The sequence below is a fragment of the Flavihumibacter solisilvae genome (assembly GCF_000814475.1).
In the GTDB taxonomy this organism is placed as follows: Bacteria; Bacteroidota; Bacteroidia; order Chitinophagales; family Chitinophagaceae; genus Flavihumibacter; species Flavihumibacter solisilvae.
Window position 1 is genome coordinate 135,564 of sequence record NZ_JSVC01000021.1, and the last position, 15,795, is coordinate 151,358.

General features: G+C 46.7%; 16 protein-coding genes. 7 read left to right on the top strand and 9 right to left on the bottom strand.

What is annotated here, in order from left to right; all coding sequences use genetic code 11:
* Window positions 1-13 precede the first annotated feature (13 nt).
* On the bottom strand, window positions 14-457 hold the full coding sequence (locus OI18_RS18455) for a hypothetical protein (protein ID WP_039142509.1): 444 nt from the start codon (window positions 455-457) through the stop codon (window positions 14-16).
* A 234-nt stretch (window positions 458-691) separates the two neighbouring features.
* Between OI18_RS18455 and OI18_RS18460 the strand changes: the two genes are divergently transcribed.
* Entirely contained in the window at window positions 692-1,123 is a 432-nt protein-coding gene (locus OI18_RS18460; RefSeq protein WP_039142510.1) for a PKD domain-containing protein, read from the top strand.
* 7 nt (window positions 1,124-1,130) lie between these two features.
* Here OI18_RS18460 and OI18_RS23945 read toward each other — a convergent pair whose 3' ends face one another.
* Window positions 1,131-1,628: a DinB family protein gene (locus OI18_RS23945; RefSeq protein WP_052273372.1), complete on the bottom strand. Its 498-nt coding sequence runs from the start codon at window positions 1,626-1,628 to the stop codon at window positions 1,131-1,133.
* Between the two features lie 78 nt (window positions 1,629-1,706).
* Here OI18_RS23945 and OI18_RS18470 point away from each other — a divergent pair, with 78 nt between their 5' ends.
* Together OI18_RS18470 and OI18_RS18475 are read left to right on the top strand one after the other, a co-directional pair.
* On the top strand, window positions 1,707-3,503 hold the full coding sequence (locus OI18_RS18470; protein WP_039142511.1) for a serine hydrolase: 1,797 nt from the start codon (window positions 1,707-1,709) through the stop codon (window positions 3,501-3,503).
* A gap of 62 nt (window positions 3,504-3,565) precedes the next feature.
* Entirely contained in the window at window positions 3,566-4,018 is a 453-nt protein-coding gene (locus OI18_RS18475; RefSeq protein WP_039142513.1) for a GNAT family N-acetyltransferase, read from the top strand.
* On the opposite strand, the gene fabD is transcribed toward OI18_RS18475, so the two are convergent.
* The 3 genes from fabD to OI18_RS18490 are packed head-to-tail and all read right to left on the bottom strand — an operon-like array spanning window position 4,011 to window position 5,984.
* Window positions 4,011-4,901: an ACP S-malonyltransferase gene (gene fabD, locus OI18_RS18480; RefSeq protein WP_039142515.1), complete on the bottom strand. Its 891-nt coding sequence runs from the start codon at window positions 4,899-4,901 to the stop codon at window positions 4,011-4,013. The genes OI18_RS18475 and fabD overlap by 8 nt on opposite strands.
* 43 nt (window positions 4,902-4,944) lie before the next feature.
* Complete coding sequence (gene folE, locus OI18_RS18485) at window positions 4,945-5,541, bottom strand: GTP cyclohydrolase I FolE (protein ID WP_039142518.1); 597 nt, start codon at window positions 5,539-5,541, stop codon at window positions 4,945-4,947.
* 26 nt (window positions 5,542-5,567) lie between these two features.
* Window positions 5,568-5,984: a 6-pyruvoyl trahydropterin synthase family protein gene (locus OI18_RS18490; RefSeq protein ID WP_039142520.1), complete on the bottom strand. Its 417-nt coding sequence runs from the start codon at window positions 5,982-5,984 to the stop codon at window positions 5,568-5,570.
* A 121-nt stretch (window positions 5,985-6,105) separates the two neighbouring features.
* Here OI18_RS18490 and mqnB point away from each other — a divergent pair, with 121 nt between their 5' ends.
* A complete protein-coding gene (mqnB, locus tag OI18_RS18495) occupies window positions 6,106-6,762 on the top strand; it encodes a futalosine hydrolase (protein ID WP_052273374.1) in 657 nt (218 codons plus the stop codon).
* Window positions 6,759-7,571: a 1,4-dihydroxy-6-naphtoate synthase gene (locus OI18_RS18500; protein ID WP_039142522.1), complete on the top strand. Its 813-nt coding sequence runs from the start codon at window positions 6,759-6,761 to the stop codon at window positions 7,569-7,571. Before mqnB ends, OI18_RS18500 begins: the two co-directional genes overlap by 4 nt.
* Window positions 7,572-7,593: 22 nt before the next feature.
* On the opposite strand, the gene OI18_RS18505 is transcribed toward OI18_RS18500, so the two are convergent.
* From OI18_RS18505 to OI18_RS18520, 4 genes are all read right to left on the bottom strand, one after another.
* Window positions 7,594-8,880 carry a cryptochrome/photolyase family protein gene (locus tag OI18_RS18505; protein ID WP_039142523.1) on the bottom strand — a complete coding sequence of 429 codons (1,287 nt, stop codon included), beginning with the start codon at window positions 8,878-8,880 and terminating at the stop codon, window positions 7,594-7,596.
* A gap of 29 nt (window positions 8,881-8,909) precedes the next feature.
* Window positions 8,910-9,752 carry an aminotransferase class IV gene (locus tag OI18_RS18510; protein ID WP_039142524.1) on the bottom strand — a complete coding sequence of 281 codons (843 nt, stop codon included), beginning with the start codon at window positions 9,750-9,752 and terminating at the stop codon, window positions 8,910-8,912.
* A 122-nt stretch (window positions 9,753-9,874) separates the two neighbouring features.
* Window positions 9,875-12,139 carry a Tex family protein gene (locus OI18_RS18515; RefSeq protein ID WP_039142526.1) on the bottom strand — a complete coding sequence of 755 codons (2,265 nt, stop codon included), beginning with the start codon at window positions 12,137-12,139 and terminating at the stop codon, window positions 9,875-9,877.
* Window positions 12,140-12,226: 87 nt separating this feature from the next.
* The gene (locus OI18_RS18520; RefSeq protein ID WP_039142528.1) at window positions 12,227-12,886 is read right to left on the bottom strand and encodes an alpha/beta fold hydrolase; all 660 of its coding nucleotides are present in this window, start codon (window positions 12,884-12,886) and stop codon (window positions 12,227-12,229) included.
* 50 nt (window positions 12,887-12,936) lie between these two features.
* Here OI18_RS18520 and OI18_RS18525 point away from each other — a divergent pair, with 50 nt between their 5' ends.
* Together OI18_RS18525 and OI18_RS18530 are read left to right on the top strand one after the other, a co-directional pair.
* Complete coding sequence (locus tag OI18_RS18525) at window positions 12,937-14,298, top strand: pyridoxal-phosphate dependent enzyme (RefSeq protein WP_039142530.1); 1,362 nt, start codon at window positions 12,937-12,939, stop codon at window positions 14,296-14,298.
* A gap of 704 nt (window positions 14,299-15,002) precedes the next feature.
* A complete protein-coding gene (locus OI18_RS18530) occupies window positions 15,003-15,794 on the top strand; it encodes a helical backbone metal receptor (protein WP_039142532.1) in 792 nt (263 codons plus the stop codon).
* The last annotated feature ends 1 nt before the right edge of the window (window position 15,795 follow it).

Genomic DNA, 15,795 nt, shown 5'->3' on the forward strand with positions numbered 1-15,795 from the left:
TGAAAAGACCAGGTTACTTATGAACCTTCGCGAGAAACCTTGTCTCCCGCTGGATCAGGCTTGCCCATTCATCAAGGATCGCCTTTGCTTTATCCGGGCTGCCGGCAAGCGTCCCAATAGCTTTCATCCACTTTTCATCATCCGGGGAAATTTCCCAGTTCAGATCGTCCACACCACCTTTCATATCAAATGAAACCAGGATATCCCAGTCCCCGGACATAAGATCCAAAGCATAGGAAGGGCCGGGAAGGCCGGCACTCTGATCCGCCTTCATGAAATAATTCCGGATAATCTCATTTGCCCGGTCATTTTTGCCAGGTTTAAAGTCAATCAGGACGACCCATTTCCATTGTGGATTGTCCATTTTTTTTGCCTTGAGGTCCTGTGCTGATGCAGTTAAGCAGAAAAGGCATGCAAACAGGCAGGCCATGGTAAGGCGGGTAAACCACTTTTTCATGTTGCTGTATTTAGGGTGAAAAATGCACGAGCCGGGAAGGTGCGGAAGGGGAAAGGTTACTCTCTAATAAGATAATAAGAATTTACCGCAATTGCAATTATTCGCTACCCTTTAAAAATCGTAAATTAGACAGAGGTTTAGGATAGAGACTACTGCCACATTCCAGGATAAAAAGGGTACTTGTGAAACAGCCCGGGTGCATGCAACCTTATCAACTCTTAAAAACGGAATGTTATGAGAAGTTCCCAAATCCGCAACTCGGTTTTTGCAGGCCTTGCCCTGTCCATCATTTCTTTCACCCTGTATTCCTGCGACAAAAACTGTGATGAACCAAAGAAGGAAAAAGGATTGTCAGCCAATGCAGGCGCAGATATTTCTCTCGTGCTTCCAAACAATTATACCGAGCTGAAGGGTTCTGGTGATGCCCCTGAAGGTTGGATCACCGGTTACGAATGGACGAAGATTTCCGGGCCGGCATCTTCCAGCTATTCTGACGTAAAAAATGCCGCATTAAAAGTCAGCGACCTGGTACAGGGGCGGTATACTTTTGAGCTGAAGGTTACAGATAATAACATGCAAACAGCGAAAGACCAGGTGAATATTACAGTCCTGACCAAAAGTGATTCCGGCAGGGATTGCGACCATGAAGGTAATTATGACGATTAGCCACATGCTATTTGTTGGTTCCCCGCGCCCAATGCACAAAGTCGGTCTGCGGAATATTATCTATTTCCAATGCTCGTAACATTGTGACAAGCTGGCCACGGTGATAGGTGCCGTGGTTGAACAGGTGATGTATCACCTGGTATAGAGGTTGCTCGAATGCAATTCCTTTAAGGTTGGTATAACTGAATTGTTGCTCAAAGGCAGTTTCCGGAAGGTCTTTCAGCCAATCTATCCACTGTTCGTTCAGTTCCAGCAAATCTTTAACCAGTGCCGGAGTATCCGTTTCGAAGGGCGCAGTATCTGCCCGCGCCGGAAGATCCTTCTGCAGCCGCTTCCACCAGATAGTTTCAGCACTCCACATATGCAGCAGTGTTTTGTGAAGCGATGGAAAGCTGCTGGGCAAAGGCTTATGCGCGAAACTATCATCAAGTTCCAGTATCCGGATCGACAGCTGCTGGTTTGCCCAGAAATGATAGGCAGCATATTGCTGCAGTAATGTCTTCATCTATTTCAATTAAATTTGATTCTGCCATCTGACTATCGTTGATAAAGATACCGCCGGCGTAAACATAAACCCTGAAAAATGAAACTCTTATTATCCATGCCTGCAGTGCTTCTTGCCTGCAGCATGCAGGCTCAACCAAAAGCCGACCAGCGCCTGAAAGGACTGGATACTTTTGTAAACAAGGTCCTGAAAGACTGGCATACACCAGGAGTAAGTATTGCGGTAGTGGAAAAAAATCGCGTTGTCTTTACCGGCGGTTTCGGATATCGCAATTATGAGCAGAATTTACCGGTAACGTCACGCACTCTTTTCGCTATAGGATCCTGCACTAAGGCGTTCACTGCTTCAATGGTTGGCATGCTGGAATCTGAAGGACTGATTGATATCGACAAGCCGGTACGTAATTATTTACCCTCACTTAAGTTTTACAACGACGACCTAAACGCACATGTTACTACACGCGATATGATGTGCCACCGGACAGGACTGCCGCGCCATGACATCGCCTGGTATGGATCATCCGCAACAAGAAAGGAACTCCTGGAAAGGATCCAGTTCCTGGAACCCAACAGGCAGCTGCGGGAAGTGTTTCAATACAACAACTTCATGTTTATGGCGCAGGGGGTACTGATCGAACAATTAACAGGTAAAAGCTGGGAAGAAAATCTCCGGCAGCGGATTCTTACTCCGCTTGGCATGAATACAACCAATATGTCAGTTACCGAAATGGAAAAATCACCTGACCATTCACTCGCCTATGCGATAAAAAAAGACAGCATTATTACTGCAATTCCTTTTCGCAACCTGGATGCCATCGGTCCGGCAGGAGCTATCAACAGCTGCGCTGATGACATGAGTAAATGGCTGATCACCTGGATCAACGGGGGCAGTTTCCATGGCAAAGAGATCATCCCCGCTTCTTTTGTAACCCAGGCCACTTCCCAGCAAATGGCAGTACCAGGTGCTCCCCCCTCAAAGGAAAATCCAGACCTGCACCTGGGTGTTTCCGGACTAGGCTGGTTTCTTTCCTCATACCGCGGCCACCTGCGCACAGAACACGGTGGAGGAATCGATGGCTTCATTTCCACCACATGCTATTTCCCAACAGACAGCATAGGTATTTTCGTTGTTTCGTCAAATGGAACGGTGACCAACATCGTCCGCAACTTTATTGCTGACCGGATGCTCCGGCTTCCCTACCGGAACTGGAACGGGATGCAAAAAGAACAGTTTGCGAAAGGAAAAGCAGGCAATGGCAAGCGGGTTAATACAGATAGCCTCACTAAGAAACCAGGTACCAAACCGCTTCATAATAAAGAGGAATATGCAGGCAACTATAGTCATCCCGGTTACGGAACTGCCAGGGTTTTCTGGGACCGCGACACACTCTGGCTTGATTACAACTCTGGCAAAAAAATAAACAACTACCTGCAACACTATCACTACGATGTCTTTCGCCACCTGACAATCGACGAAGGCGAAGAAGACATGAACGCAACCAAAATCCGTTTTGTTACAGGCGAAGGTGGAGATATCGAAGCTTTCGAAGTAAGTATGGAGCAGGGCGTTAAAGACATTCTTTTCAAGAAGGAACTGGTCATAAAAACAGTGTCCCGGCTCCAATTGGAAAAGTTTACAGGTGAATATGAACTCCAGTCAGTGGTATTGAAAGTATCTCTGAAAGGTGAAAAAACGCTTACATTATTTGTACCCGGGCAGCCGGAATATGAATTGGTACCACAGGGAGAAAATCAATTTGGATTAAAAGGACTGCAAGGATTCATAATAAAATTCGAGGTCGATAATACCGGTCAGGTAACTGCACTCACTTCAATTCAGCCGAACGGCATTTTCACCGCAGTGCGTAAAAAATAAGCGCCGCTAAAGCCCATTAAGCTGATCTTTTTAATTTTGATTTTAAAATTTTGAATTTAAGAATGAACATAACAATCCGCCGTGCCACTGAAGCAGATTGCCCCCGCCTCCTTGAGTTGATCCGCGAACTTGCGGAATTTGAAAAAGCGCCAAACGAAGTAACGGTAACACTTGAACATTTTACCGATAGCGGGTTTGGCGCCAATCCTGTATGGTGGGCATTTGTTGCGGAGATCGACGGTTTCGTGCAGGCATTTGCGTTATACTACGTGCGTTACAGTACATGGAAGGGGCAACGACTGTACCTTGAGGATATCATCGTTACAAAAGAGATGCGCGGCCGTGGCCTTGGAAAACTTCTTTTCGATGCATTGATTACTGAAGCAAAGGAAAAAGGCTTCTCAGGCATGATGTGGCAGGTGCTCGACTGGAACGAGCCGGCAATCAACTTTTACAAAAAATATAATGCAACCCTGGACGACGAGTGGATTAATTGTTCCCTGAATTTCAGTTAACACCATTAACAGCGGAATCCCGGTTGATTTTAAGGATAAGACCCTGCAGCACTTTACCAGGTCCTACTTCGGTAAAGGAGGTCGCGCCGTCCCTGACCATGGATTGGATCCCTTGGGTCCAGCGTACAGCACCTGTTAACTGGTCGATCAGGTTTTGCTTGATCTCGTCTTTGTCTATAACTGCACGGGCTACCACATTCTGGTAAACCGCCGCAGCAGGTTGCTGGAATTTGGTTGATTCGATCGCGGCACGAAGTTCTTCACGTGCAGGCGCCATAAGCGGTGAATGAAACGCTCCGCCAACAGGCAGGATCAGCGCACGCTTGGCCCCGGCAGCTTTCAACCGCTCACAAGCCACTTCTACCCCTTTGATGGTACCCGAAATAACCAGCTGTCCCGGGCAGTTATAATTCGCAGGTACAACAATTTCACCCGTTTCATTTTGCACTGCAGCACAGATCTCCTCCACTATTTCATCGGCCAGGCCGAGTACTGCTGCCATCGTCGAAGGCTGACTCTCACAAGCCTTTTGCATAGCCATAGCACGGATGGAAACAAGCCTGAGTCCGTCCTCAAAACTGAGTGTGCCGTTTGCTACCAGTGATGAAAACTCACCCAGTGAATGCCCCGCAACCATATCCGGTTTTGCCTGCTCAATAGACCTGTAGGCGATTACAGAATGAAGGAAAACTGCTGGCTGGGTCACCTTGGTCTGACGAAGATCTTCCTCTGAACCGGTGAACATAATATCGGAGATGCGAAAACCAAGGAGCTCATTTGCCTGTTCAAACAATTTCCTGGCAAATGCATTGTTGTCATAATGTTCTTTTCCCATGCCCGGAAATTGGGAACCCTGGCCTGGAAACACATAAGCATGTTTCATAAGTGAACGCGTGTTAAAAACTTAATTAAAATGAAATATAGACTCAGCTCAGTTTAGAAGAGATGAGCTTAGTGAACTCACTGCGTGTTTCCGCTTTTTCAAATTCTCCCCAGAACGCAGATGTGGTCGTTACTGAATTCTGTTTCTGCACCCCCCGCATCATCATACACAGGTGCTTGGCTTCGATTACTACAGCTACTCCCAGTGGATCGAGTGAATCCTTTATTGCATTCAAAATCTGGGTCGTCAGGCGTTCCTGTACCTGCAGTCGCCTGCTGTACACGTCAACTACCCTCGCCACTTTACTCAGTCCGGTAATATACCCGTTAGGAATATAGGCAATGTGTGCCTTTCCGAAGAATGGCAGCATATGGTGCTCGCACATGCTATAAAGTTCGATATCCTTTACGATGATCATTTCACTGACGTTCTCATGGAACTTTGCTGAATTCAGGATAGCCCTGGCATCCATCTGGTATCCCTGGGTCAGGTATTGCATGGCCTTTGCTATGCGTTCCGGAGTCTTCTGTAAACCTTCACGCATTGGATTCTCACCCAGGAGCTCAAGCGATTCCCGGTAATTCTCTATCAGCCCGGAAGTGATCCGGTCCTCGTAATGCTCGACTTTTTTATAAGCCATGTATTAAAAATTTAATAACGCAATTTTCAGTTGCCATTATACTCCACAAAATTCCTTTCAGTCTCATACAGCCGTATACCCAGTTCATGCTTCGGATCAATATGTGGACGAAGCAGGTCATAGATAACGATAGCAATGTTTTCCGCTGTTGGGTTGAGCTTACGGAATTCCTGCGTGTCCGTATTCAGGTTACGATGGTCAAACCTTTCAATGATCTCCCGCTGAATGATATCCGAGAGAATCTTCAGGTCAATTACATAACCCGTGGCCGCGTTCGGTTCGCCGGTAACTTTTACAATCAGGTCATAGTTATGGCCATGGTAATTTGGAAAACTGCATTTTCCAAACACTTCAAAATTCTGGGCATCGTCCCAATCCGGATTATGCAGCCGGTGCGCTGCATTAAAATGCTCCTTTCTGAAAACAGATACTTTTTTAACCATAGCTTTTGATTACCAGCTACAACTGAGACGGAAGTGTGCCGACCAAGTTGTTGGATGGCAAAATTACAATATCTCGCCGATTTGAAAGGAAATACGACATTTGCCGGTAAACCGCGTTCGCATGCATTGTTTACTGGTTGCCTCCACAGCAGCAGAAATTGCCCCCTTCACTGACCATCTGGGAAACACTGAAAAACTTGATCATATTGATTTTGATGTTGACATCCTCATTACGGGCGTCGGAAGCAACGCAGCGACATACTCGCTTACCCGCTACCTTCAGCATAAAAAACCGGACCTGGTAATCCAGGCAGGCGTTGCAGGCGCATTTGATCCGGAAATAAAACCGGGAACCGTTTTCGTGGTTAAGCAGGATGTACTGGCAGACCAGGGCGTTCAACACAAAGACGGGTTCCTCGATGTATTTGACCTGTCACTCGCAGCATTAAATGAGTTGCCGTATAAAAAGGGAGTGCTCCCGAATCCCTATTCCAATATGATTAAGAGGACTCGGCTTAAAAAAGGAATTGGTGTAACAGTGAATGAAATCACAACCCTGAGAAAAAGATCTGAATCGTATGTCAGTCGTTATGCTGCCGATCTTGAATCAATGGAGGGTGCATCCCTGCACTATGTATGCCTCATGGAACATATACCCTTCCTGCAGCTTCGCAGTATTTCCAATTATGTCACGGAGCGAAACAAAAAGAAGTGGAACCTGCCTCTTGCAATCGCTAACCTGAACAAGGAACTGATCAGATTGTTAGAATCATTATGAATCCGTTTAATCGTCTTTCCCTGGGTTTTTCACCCTGCCCCAACGATACGTTTATCTTCGATGCGATGGTCAATGGATCTATAGACACATCCCCTCTTTCTTTCGATGTTTATCTCGAAGATGTACAAACGCTGAATGAATGGGCGTTAAACGGGAAGCTTGACCTGACCAAAATCAGTTATGGAGTTTACCCGTTGCTTAAAGACAAATACAGGTTGCTGGAATCCGGCGGCGCACTGGGATCGGGAGTTGGCCCATTATTGATTGCCAGGTCAGCAATTCCGCCGGAGGACGTACCCCGGCTCCGTATAGCTATCCCTGGTAAGAACACTACTGCACACCTGCTTTTTTCCATGGCATTCCCGGAGGCAAATCAAAAAACGTTCATGTTATTCAGCGACGTTGAACAGGCTGTTCTGAACGGCTCCGCCGATGCAGGTGTGATCATTCATGAGAACCGCTTCACATACCAGTCGAAAGGACTTCATAAATTGATTGACCTCGGCGAATTCTGGGAGCAGCAACTAAACTGCCCCATTCCCCTTGGTGGCATCGTCGCGAAAAGAACCTTGCCTCCAGGTCTTGTCGCCAACATCGAAAAGCTCATTGAATCCAGTATAGTGCATGCGTGGAAGCGATACCCTGAATTGTCATCGTTTATCCGTGAACACTCTCAGGAAATGAGTGAAGAAGTGATGCGCTCACACATCAACCTTTACGTGAACGATTATTCAAAGGCTCTTGGCGAAGCCGGACATCGTGCAGTCGACCAGTTGGTTTCAACTTTTGAACAACTGAACAGCCGATAACGCTGAATAATTCCTGAATTCACTATTTCCGCTGTAGTGCGGCAGCATAAACCTCCAGGCATCTCTTGCGGGCCAGTTCATGTTCTACTATCGGTGCAGGGTAATCAGCCGAATTTATTTCAGGAACCCATTGCCGGATATAAGTTCCATCGGGATCGAACTTTTTTGCCTGAAGTGAAGGGTTGAAAATCCTGAAATACGGTGCGGCATCACACCCGCTGCCTGCCGCCCATTGCCATCCGCCATTGTTCGAAGCAAACTCGTAATCAAGCAGCAGGGATGCAAAATATGCTTCACCCCAACGCCAGTCAACGAGCAGGTGCCTGGACAGGAATGATGCCGTGATCATCCTGACGCGATTATGCATAAACCCTGTTTGGTTGAGCTGTCGCATTCCCGCATCAACAATAGGATAACCCGTTTTTCCCTGGCACCAGCGTTCAAATTCGTATTCATTATTTCGCCACCTGATGTTGTCATATTCCTGTCGAAATGCCCTGCCCCTTCCTATATGGGGAAAATGTATCAGGATCATCTGGTAAAACTCTCGCCAGATTAACTCACCTAAAAATTTTTCACTCATACCCGTTGCTGCATTTACCAGCTCCCGCACACTTATGGTTCCAAATCGCAGGTGCACACCAAGTCGGGTAGTTCCTTCAAGCGCAGGAAAATCACGCGTCTTTTCATATTCTCTAATTGTCTTTCCCGGTATGACGGCTGCAGGGAAGTCTTCTCCTGATGACATAAAACTCATTTCAATCAAAGAAGGCAAAGGCAGGATTTCCTGCTGGTGGAAATTGCTGAAATATTCTTCTGTTGGATAGGCTGAAACGCCTGCGGAATTGAACCGCAACTTCCAGCGTTTACTGTAGGGCGTGAAAATGGTATAAGGCCGGCCATCGTCTTTTACCACTTCATTTCCATCAAATATCACCTGATCCTTATAGTCAGCAAATTCAATACCCCTTTCATTCAGCAATGCTTTTACTGCAGTATCCCTGCCTGTTGAATAGGGCTCGTAATCCCGGTTCGTGAACACCGCCGACACCGGGTACTCTTCTATTAATTGGCGGAAAATTTCTTCGGGGTATCCATAGCGCACTTCGAATGCTGCACCAGTTTCAGCCAGTGATGCCCTGATTTTGACGACGCAGTCATAGATAAACGAAACCCTGCGGTCACCCGCATCGAGGTCATCGAGGATATTCCTGTCGAAAATAAAAACAGGCAAAACAGGATTACCGCTTCGCAATGCATGATACAATGCTGCATTGTCATGAAGGCGAAGATCACGTCGAAACCACATAATGGCTAATGAGCGATTCTGCAGAGATGTCAAAACAGCGGTCTTATCAGTGATTCATAAATTTCCCGCGTGAAGTTTGACGACATTTTTTTTTCGCCTGCCCGCGCAACCCACCTCAGGCCATAGCTGGCATTGGTGAGAAATATTTCATCGGCTGCAAACAACATTTCTTCAGTCACTTCCTGTTCCTTTACCGCCCGCCCCTGTTTCTTCAATTCATCCACGAGGTACCTGCGCATTGTACCTGCTACCGGGCCTTCAGCAAGGGAAGGAGTTATTATGTTGTCACCGGAAACGATAAAGAGATTTGCGATGCTCGCATCACAGATCCTGCCGGCATGATTAAGCACTAAGGCGTCATTCCATTTCATATGCCTGGCTTCCAGCGCTGCCATTACATACACGAGGTAATTATTGGTCTTGCAATTGGCCAAAGCATCCATGCTTTTGATGGCTTTCCGGTGTATCCCGATTGTAAGACCATGTTCCGTCCAGCGGTGATTGGCTTCAGGAAGCGGTTGCGTCTGGATTACATGGTGAGGAAAATTACTTTCGGGATCATACAACCCGCCATTGCCCCGGAAGACCATCAGCCGGACACGCGACAGTTTTGCATGTCCATTCCTGTGCGCAAGCTGTAATATCCTGTCAAGAACGTAATCAGCCGTAAAATAATGTGGAAGGTCAAATTCCAGCAACTCAAGGCCGGCAAAAAGCCGATCCATATGGAAGGCTCCCAATTGGATGCTGTCGTTATTCACCTTCATGGTTTCAAACAACCCGTCGCCATATCTCAATCCGCGGCTACCCGCTCCCGCCAGAAGCTTGTCATCACGATAATACTGGCCATCATGGAATAAAAGGTGCGACATAGTCGAAATTCAGGATCTAAAATTATAAAGTAAAAAGGGTGCCAGCACATGTGACACCCTTTTTAATTTATTGACTTTTGACCTTATTCTGAATTCCGGCTTTAACTTTTAATAGTTCTGCCTTAGTCTTTGAACTTTTTCTTCAGCTCCATGAGTTTGCTTTGGAAAGCATTTGCCGGCTCCGGCTTATTTCCGCCTGCTGGCTTCCTGCTTCCCTGGTCAGGTCTCCGGTTCCCGGAATCCTGTCTCTTCTGACTGTGTTCCTTCATTGAAAGGCCGATCCGCTTCCTGGCAACATCCACTTCCGTAACGGTAACCGTTACCTTCTGCTGTAATTTCACAACTTCTGAAGGATCACTTACAAATGTATTGCTGAGCTGGGAGATATGGATAAGTCCATCCTGCTTCACACCAATATCTACAAATACACCAAACTTGGTAAGGTTGGTGATAATTCCTGGTACTACCATCCCTACCTTCACATCCTCGATACTCTTGATGTTTTCGTCAAACTGGAATACTTCAATCTGCGCACGGGGATCGCGACCAGGCTTCTCCAGTTCTTTCAGGATATCATCAATGGTAAATTCTCCAATAGTCTCTGTGATGTACTTTTTCCTGTTAACCTGTTTCCTTTGCGTAGCCTGGCTAATCAGTTCTGAAACTGAAATTCCGAGGTCCTTTGCCATCGCTTCCACAACGTGGTAACTTTCAGGATGCACCGCACTGTTATCAAGCGGGTTCGCTGCGTCCCGGATGCGGAGAAAGCCGGCACACTGCTCAAATGTTTTTGGACCCATCAGGCTCACTTTCCTCACCTCTTCACGGGTTTTGAATGCACCATTCTTCGCCCTATACTCAACGATATTTTTTGCCAGGGTGGCACTTAAGCCGGAGACATACATCAGCAGGTGTTTGCTTGCCGTATTAAGATCAACGCCCACATGGTTCACACAACTTTCAACTACCTTGTCGAGACTGTCCTTGAGCCTCGCCTGGTTCACATCGTGCTGGTATTGCCCGACGCCGATCGATTTTGCATCGATTTTTACCAGTTCACTAAGCGGATCCAAAAGCCTTCTGCCGATACTTACGGCTCCACGAACCGTCACATCCTGGTCTGGAAATTCTTCACGTGCAACATCAGATGCTGAATAAATGGATGCCCCGCTTTCGTTCACCTGGAAAACGGTTATGGTCCTTCCAAAGTCAATACCGCGTACAAGCGTTTCAGTTTCGCGGCCTGCTGTTCCATTGCCGACACCTATTGCTTCGATATTGTACCTGTCGACGAGTTGTCTTAAAGTAGCGCTGGCGGCCTGCCAGTCATTCTGTGGCGGATGGGGATAAATGGCCGTATTGTATAGCAGGTTTCCCTGTTCATCCAGGCAAACAAGCTTACAACCAGTCCGGAATCCCGGGTCAAGTGCAAGCACTCTTTTACTGCCCAACGGTGCAGCCAGGAGGAGTTGCCGCAGGTTCTCGGCGAATACATGTATAGCATCATCGTCCGCAGTTGTCTTACTGCTCATCCGATATTCGTTCTCGATTGATGGTTTAAGCAGCCGGTCAAAACTGTCTGCGACCGCAGTCTTCACTTCTTTTGCTCCTGCAGAACCATTCTTAACGAAGATGTGCTCCAGTGATTCAATACCTTCTGCCTTATCTATGTTGATATCCATGATCAGGTAACCTTCCTTCTCCCCTCTCCTGATTGCCAGGATCCGGTGCGAAGGACATTTGGATAATGGTTCACTGAATTCAAAATAGTCGCGGTATTTCTGAGCTTCAGCTTCTTCCTTCTTTGAACTCAGTACCCGTGAAGCCAGCACTGATGATTCCTGGAATTGTTTCCTGACCACATTACGCGCCTGTTCGTTCTCTGCCACCCATTCTGCAATAATATCACGCGCCCCCTGCAAAGCTTCTTTGCTATCCTTCACTTCATCTTTTACAAAGGAGCCAGCAGCAGACTCAACGTCCTGTATTTCCTGCTCAAACAAAATTTTTGCAAGTGGCTCCAGGCCTTTTTCAATTGCCTGTGTTGCCCGGGTTTTACGCTTGGGCTTATAGGGAAGATAAATGTCTTCGAGTTCGGTAGCATCAATGCTGGCCTCGATCCTTGAGGCGAGTTCAGGAGTTAGTTTTCCTAATCCTTCAATAGTTTTGAGAACAGTCTCTTTGCGCTTGTTAAGCTCCGTAAAATACTTGATCTCTTCAACCACATTATTGATGGCCACTTCATCCATATTGCCGGTAGCCTCCTTCCGGTAGCGTGCCATAAAAGGCACCGTTGCACCTTCCGCCTGCAGATCAAAAACATTGTTCACCTGTTTCATTCCGAGCGACAGCTTGCTGGCAATTACCTGTAGATATTTCTGTTCCATTTACTCAATTTTCGGGGTGGCAAAATAAGGGAGAAAAAGTTAAATAAGTGAATAGGTGAATAAGTCAATAAATGAATAGATGAAAATTTATTGACGGGTGAGGATCTGGTTAAGCAGGGTATTTATTTCGCCCGCGCGGTTCATGATCATCAGGTGCCCGCCCCCTTCAATGAAATGGGTTGGCTGTACATAGCGCGCTGGCAGCAGGATATCTTTCGTTCCATGTATGTGAAAAAAATCGGGTTTGTCATTTTTGTTCCCGATCCCTCCTTTCCAGCCCAGGATCGCCCCCAGTGCCCAGCGAATGAAATCGTGATCCGTTTCCCTGATGATCCGCCGGAGCAACATTTTATCTTCACGCGTTTCTGCCGTAAACAATCGTTTGGCCAGTGAAGCATTCGTGAAGATTTTCATCGGTAATATTTTGTGAAGATTCAAGGGTGCAAGGAATTTGAAATACCGCGGAAGATGTTCTGATGCAGGTACACTTGCAATCAGGATAGTTTGTTTCGGAGTGAATTGCCTGCTGATCTCTGCCGCCAGCATGCCCCCGAATGAAAGTCCGACCACCGACCAGGGTTCCTTCATATCTATGCCGCCGGCAAGCCTTTCGGCATAATGAACCAGCTTTTCGTCCGCTTCCGGCCGCAGCCAGTCGAGATGGATCATATCAAATCCTTCCGGTAAACATATATGCCTGAATACCCGTTTGTCAGCCCCAAGTCCTGGTATAAAATACACTTTCATAATACCCCCTCCTCTAAAATCTTACCTTTGCGTAGCATTAATCGCTTGCTATGGATATAAAAAACAATATACTGGAAACAATCGGCAATACGCCGCTGATAAAGCTCAACAAAATTACAAAAGACGTGCCGGGCATGGTCCTGGCCAAGGTTGATTATTTTAATCCGGGTAACTCAATTAAGGACAGGATGGCCCTTAAAATGGTGGAAGTTGCTGAACAGGAAGGAAAACTGAAGCCTGGGGGAACCATTATAGAATGTACAAGCGGGAATACGGGAATGGGCCTGGCTCTCGCCGCAGTAGTAAAAGGGTATAAGTGCATTTTCACTACTACTGACAAGCAGAGCAAGGAAAAAATGGATATCCTTAAAGCAGTCGGTGCGGAAGTAATTGTTTGTCCCACCAATGTGGAACCCGATGATCCGCGCTCCTACTATTCCGTCGCGCGCAAACTCGCAAAAGAAATTCCCAATTCCTTTCATTCCAACCAGTACGACAACCTGGCAAACAGGCTGGCGCATTACGAAACAACCGGTCCCGAAATCTGGAAACAGACCGACGGGAAAATCACCCACCTCATTTGCACCGCTGGAACCGGCGGAACAGTAACCGGAACTGCACAGTTCCTGAAAGAAAAAAATCCCGCAATCCAGGTCTGGGCTATAGATGTTTTTGGCTCCCTGCTTACCAAGTACTTCAAAACCGGTGAGATGGACATGAATGAAGTTCACCCGTATGTATCGGAAGGATTCGGGGAAGATTTTGTTCCGGATAATTATGACATGAGTGTGATCGATCATTTTGAACAGGTTACCGATAAGGACGGTGCAGTGATGGCCCGCAGGCTGGCACGGGAGGAAGGCTTATTCTGTGGTTACAGTGCAGGTAGTTGCCTACAGGGACTGATGCAGTTAAAAAACAGGCTCAAACCTACAGATGTGGTGGTGTGTATCTTTCATGATCACGGCAGCCGTTATGTCGCCAAAGTATATAATGATCAATGGATGCTTGAACGCGGGTTCCTGGACGTAAAATCCTTCCGTGATATTGTGAGCGGGCGCGGCAGTCAAAATAAACTCATTACCATCACGCCCCAGCGCACTGTGGCTGACGCCGTTGAGCTGATGAAAAAATATGACATTGAACATATTCCTGTATTTAATGGTAACGGGTTACTGGGATCGATAAGCGAGAGCGGCCTGTTCCAGAAAGTCTTTTCCAACCCTGATATTAAAAACGCCACCGTTGAATCGGTATTGGAACCGGCCTTTCCGGTTGTGGACTTTCATACCCCTGTTGAGAAGCTCAGTACACTCATAAACCGCGAAAATGGCGCAGTTTTGAGCCTCGATGACGCGGGAAACTACCACATCGTCACCAAATACGATGTTATCCAGGCAATGGGCAAGTAAAACTGTCAAAAATAATAAAACTCAGTCCGGGTAAGGCTTTCAGCCTACCCGGATTTGTTTTTACCCCTCTTTTATAGTATTTATACTATTTGAATTTTCGTATAGTCACGGGTCGCACTCCGGAAGAGTTACGAGTGTTGCAGTAAATACCGAAGTGTTAAAATTGAGCAAATGCGCTCTTGTATACCAATCATTGTGCCACTACTTTTGTATCAGAAGTTGATTGATAATTCAATCGTATCCAATATCCGGAAGAACTGAATGAAAATCCAAAATCCAAAAATCCAAACAGATCCAATTCCTAAGAAGTGAACCAGTTTTTAAAAAATCCAATATCAGTCAACTTCATTTTTTCCTAAATCCTAAGTAAAACCAAAAACCAGGAATCAGCAGCCCAAACCTTTGAAAAACCGTAGGAAACCCGAAACCAGAACCCAAACCAATGTCCAGTAACCAAGCGTCCAAATCTTAGTAAGTTTAGTAATGGTTTCTTGAATCCAATGTCCCGGTGATAAAGCCGGCCAAATCCTTAAAACCACTTATCCAATCCTGGCGAAAGCTATGTGATGAATCCGGTATCCTCCTGCCCTGCATCTCGTCCAAGTTGTAAGGCAGGAGGCCGAAAGTGGTACTTAAACAACCCCCGTTTTTAATCCATTATTTTGTGTTGATCCCATAGTCGGTAATTTGCATCAAAGCTGCTCATGCTGACATTTACTGATCAATTAAACCGCCGGATCCGCCTGGACCGGTTACCCCAAAGGATCGTTTCCCTCGTTCCTTCGCAGACCGAATTGCTGGCCGATCTTGGCCTCGGCAACGAAGTTGTCGGCATTACGAAATTCTGCATTCACCCCGACCACTGGTTCCGCTCCAAAACCCGCGTAGGCGGCACAAAAGATGTTCATTCCGACCGCATAGCCGCACTCCAACCTGACCTTATCATTGCCAACAAAGAAGAAAATATTAAGGAGCAGATTGATTCTCTATCCACAAACTACCCGATATGGATCAGTGACATAAACGATCTAGGCTCGGCATTACAAATGATCCAGGGCCTGGGCGAACTCACAGGAACTGTACAGGAAGCCCTGAGGATTTCATCGCAGATACAGTTGTCTTTCACCAGCTTTCCCCCGGTCGGAAGTGCGATTAGAGTTGCCTACCTGATCTGGAAAGACCCTTATATGACAGTAGGAAGTGACACATTTATCCATGACATGCTGACCAGGTGTGGATATACCAATGTATTCGCAGACAGCGTGCGGTACCCGGTTGTTTCCGTGGAAGAACTGAAAAGCAGGCAATGCGATCTCCTTTTTCTTTCCTCAGAACCTTATCCTTTCAGGGAAAAAGATGCCATGGAACTCCAGGCCGCTCTTGGCAATTCCCGGATCCGGCTGGTGGATGGTGAGTTCTTCAGCTGGTATGGCAGCAGGTTGCTGCAAGCAGCCGACTATTTCAAAAGCCTCATTGCTGAATGTTCCGTAATTTGAT

Coding starts and splice junctions, on each gene's coding strand:
- mqnB (WP_052273374.1), top strand. CDS start 6,106: ATGCATTGTTTACTGGTTGCCTCCACAGCAGCAGAAATTGCCCCCTTC.
- OI18_RS18490 (WP_039142520.1), bottom strand. CDS start 5,984: ATGGTTAAAAAAGTATCTGTTTTCAGAAAGGAGCATTTTAATGCAGCG.
- folE (WP_039142518.1), bottom strand. CDS start 5,541: ATGGCTTATAAAAAAGTCGAGCATTACGAGGACCGGATCACTTCCGGG.
- OI18_RS18505 (WP_039142523.1), bottom strand. CDS start 8,880: ATGTGGTTTCGACGTGATCTTCGCCTTCATGACAATGCAGCATTGTAT.
- OI18_RS18510 (WP_039142524.1), bottom strand. CDS start 9,752: ATGTCGCACCTTTTATTCCATGATGGCCAGTATTATCGTGATGACAAG.
- OI18_RS18475 (WP_039142513.1), top strand. CDS start 3,566: ATGAACATAACAATCCGCCGTGCCACTGAAGCAGATTGCCCCCGCCTC.
- OI18_RS18455 (WP_039142509.1), bottom strand. CDS start 457: ATGAAAAAGTGGTTTACCCGCCTTACCATGGCCTGCCTGTTTGCATGC.
- OI18_RS18530 (WP_039142532.1), top strand. CDS start 15,003: ATGCTGACATTTACTGATCAATTAAACCGCCGGATCCGCCTGGACCGG.
- OI18_RS18460 (WP_039142510.1), top strand. CDS start 692: ATGAGAAGTTCCCAAATCCGCAACTCGGTTTTTGCAGGCCTTGCCCTG.
- OI18_RS18520 (WP_039142528.1), bottom strand. CDS start 12,886: ATGAAAGTGTATTTTATACCAGGACTTGGGGCTGACAAACGGGTATTC.
- OI18_RS18525 (WP_039142530.1), top strand. CDS start 12,937: ATGGATATAAAAAACAATATACTGGAAACAATCGGCAATACGCCGCTG.
- OI18_RS23945 (WP_052273372.1), bottom strand. CDS start 1,628: ATGAAGACATTACTGCAGCAATATGCTGCCTATCATTTCTGGGCAAAC.
- OI18_RS18470 (WP_039142511.1), top strand. CDS start 1,707: ATGAAACTCTTATTATCCATGCCTGCAGTGCTTCTTGCCTGCAGCATG.
- OI18_RS18515 (WP_039142526.1), bottom strand. CDS start 12,139: ATGGAACAGAAATATCTACAGGTAATTGCCAGCAAGCTGTCGCTCGGA.
- OI18_RS18500 (WP_039142522.1), top strand. CDS start 6,759: ATGAATCCGTTTAATCGTCTTTCCCTGGGTTTTTCACCCTGCCCCAAC.
- fabD (WP_039142515.1), bottom strand. CDS start 4,901: ATGAAACATGCTTATGTGTTTCCAGGCCAGGGTTCCCAATTTCCGGGC.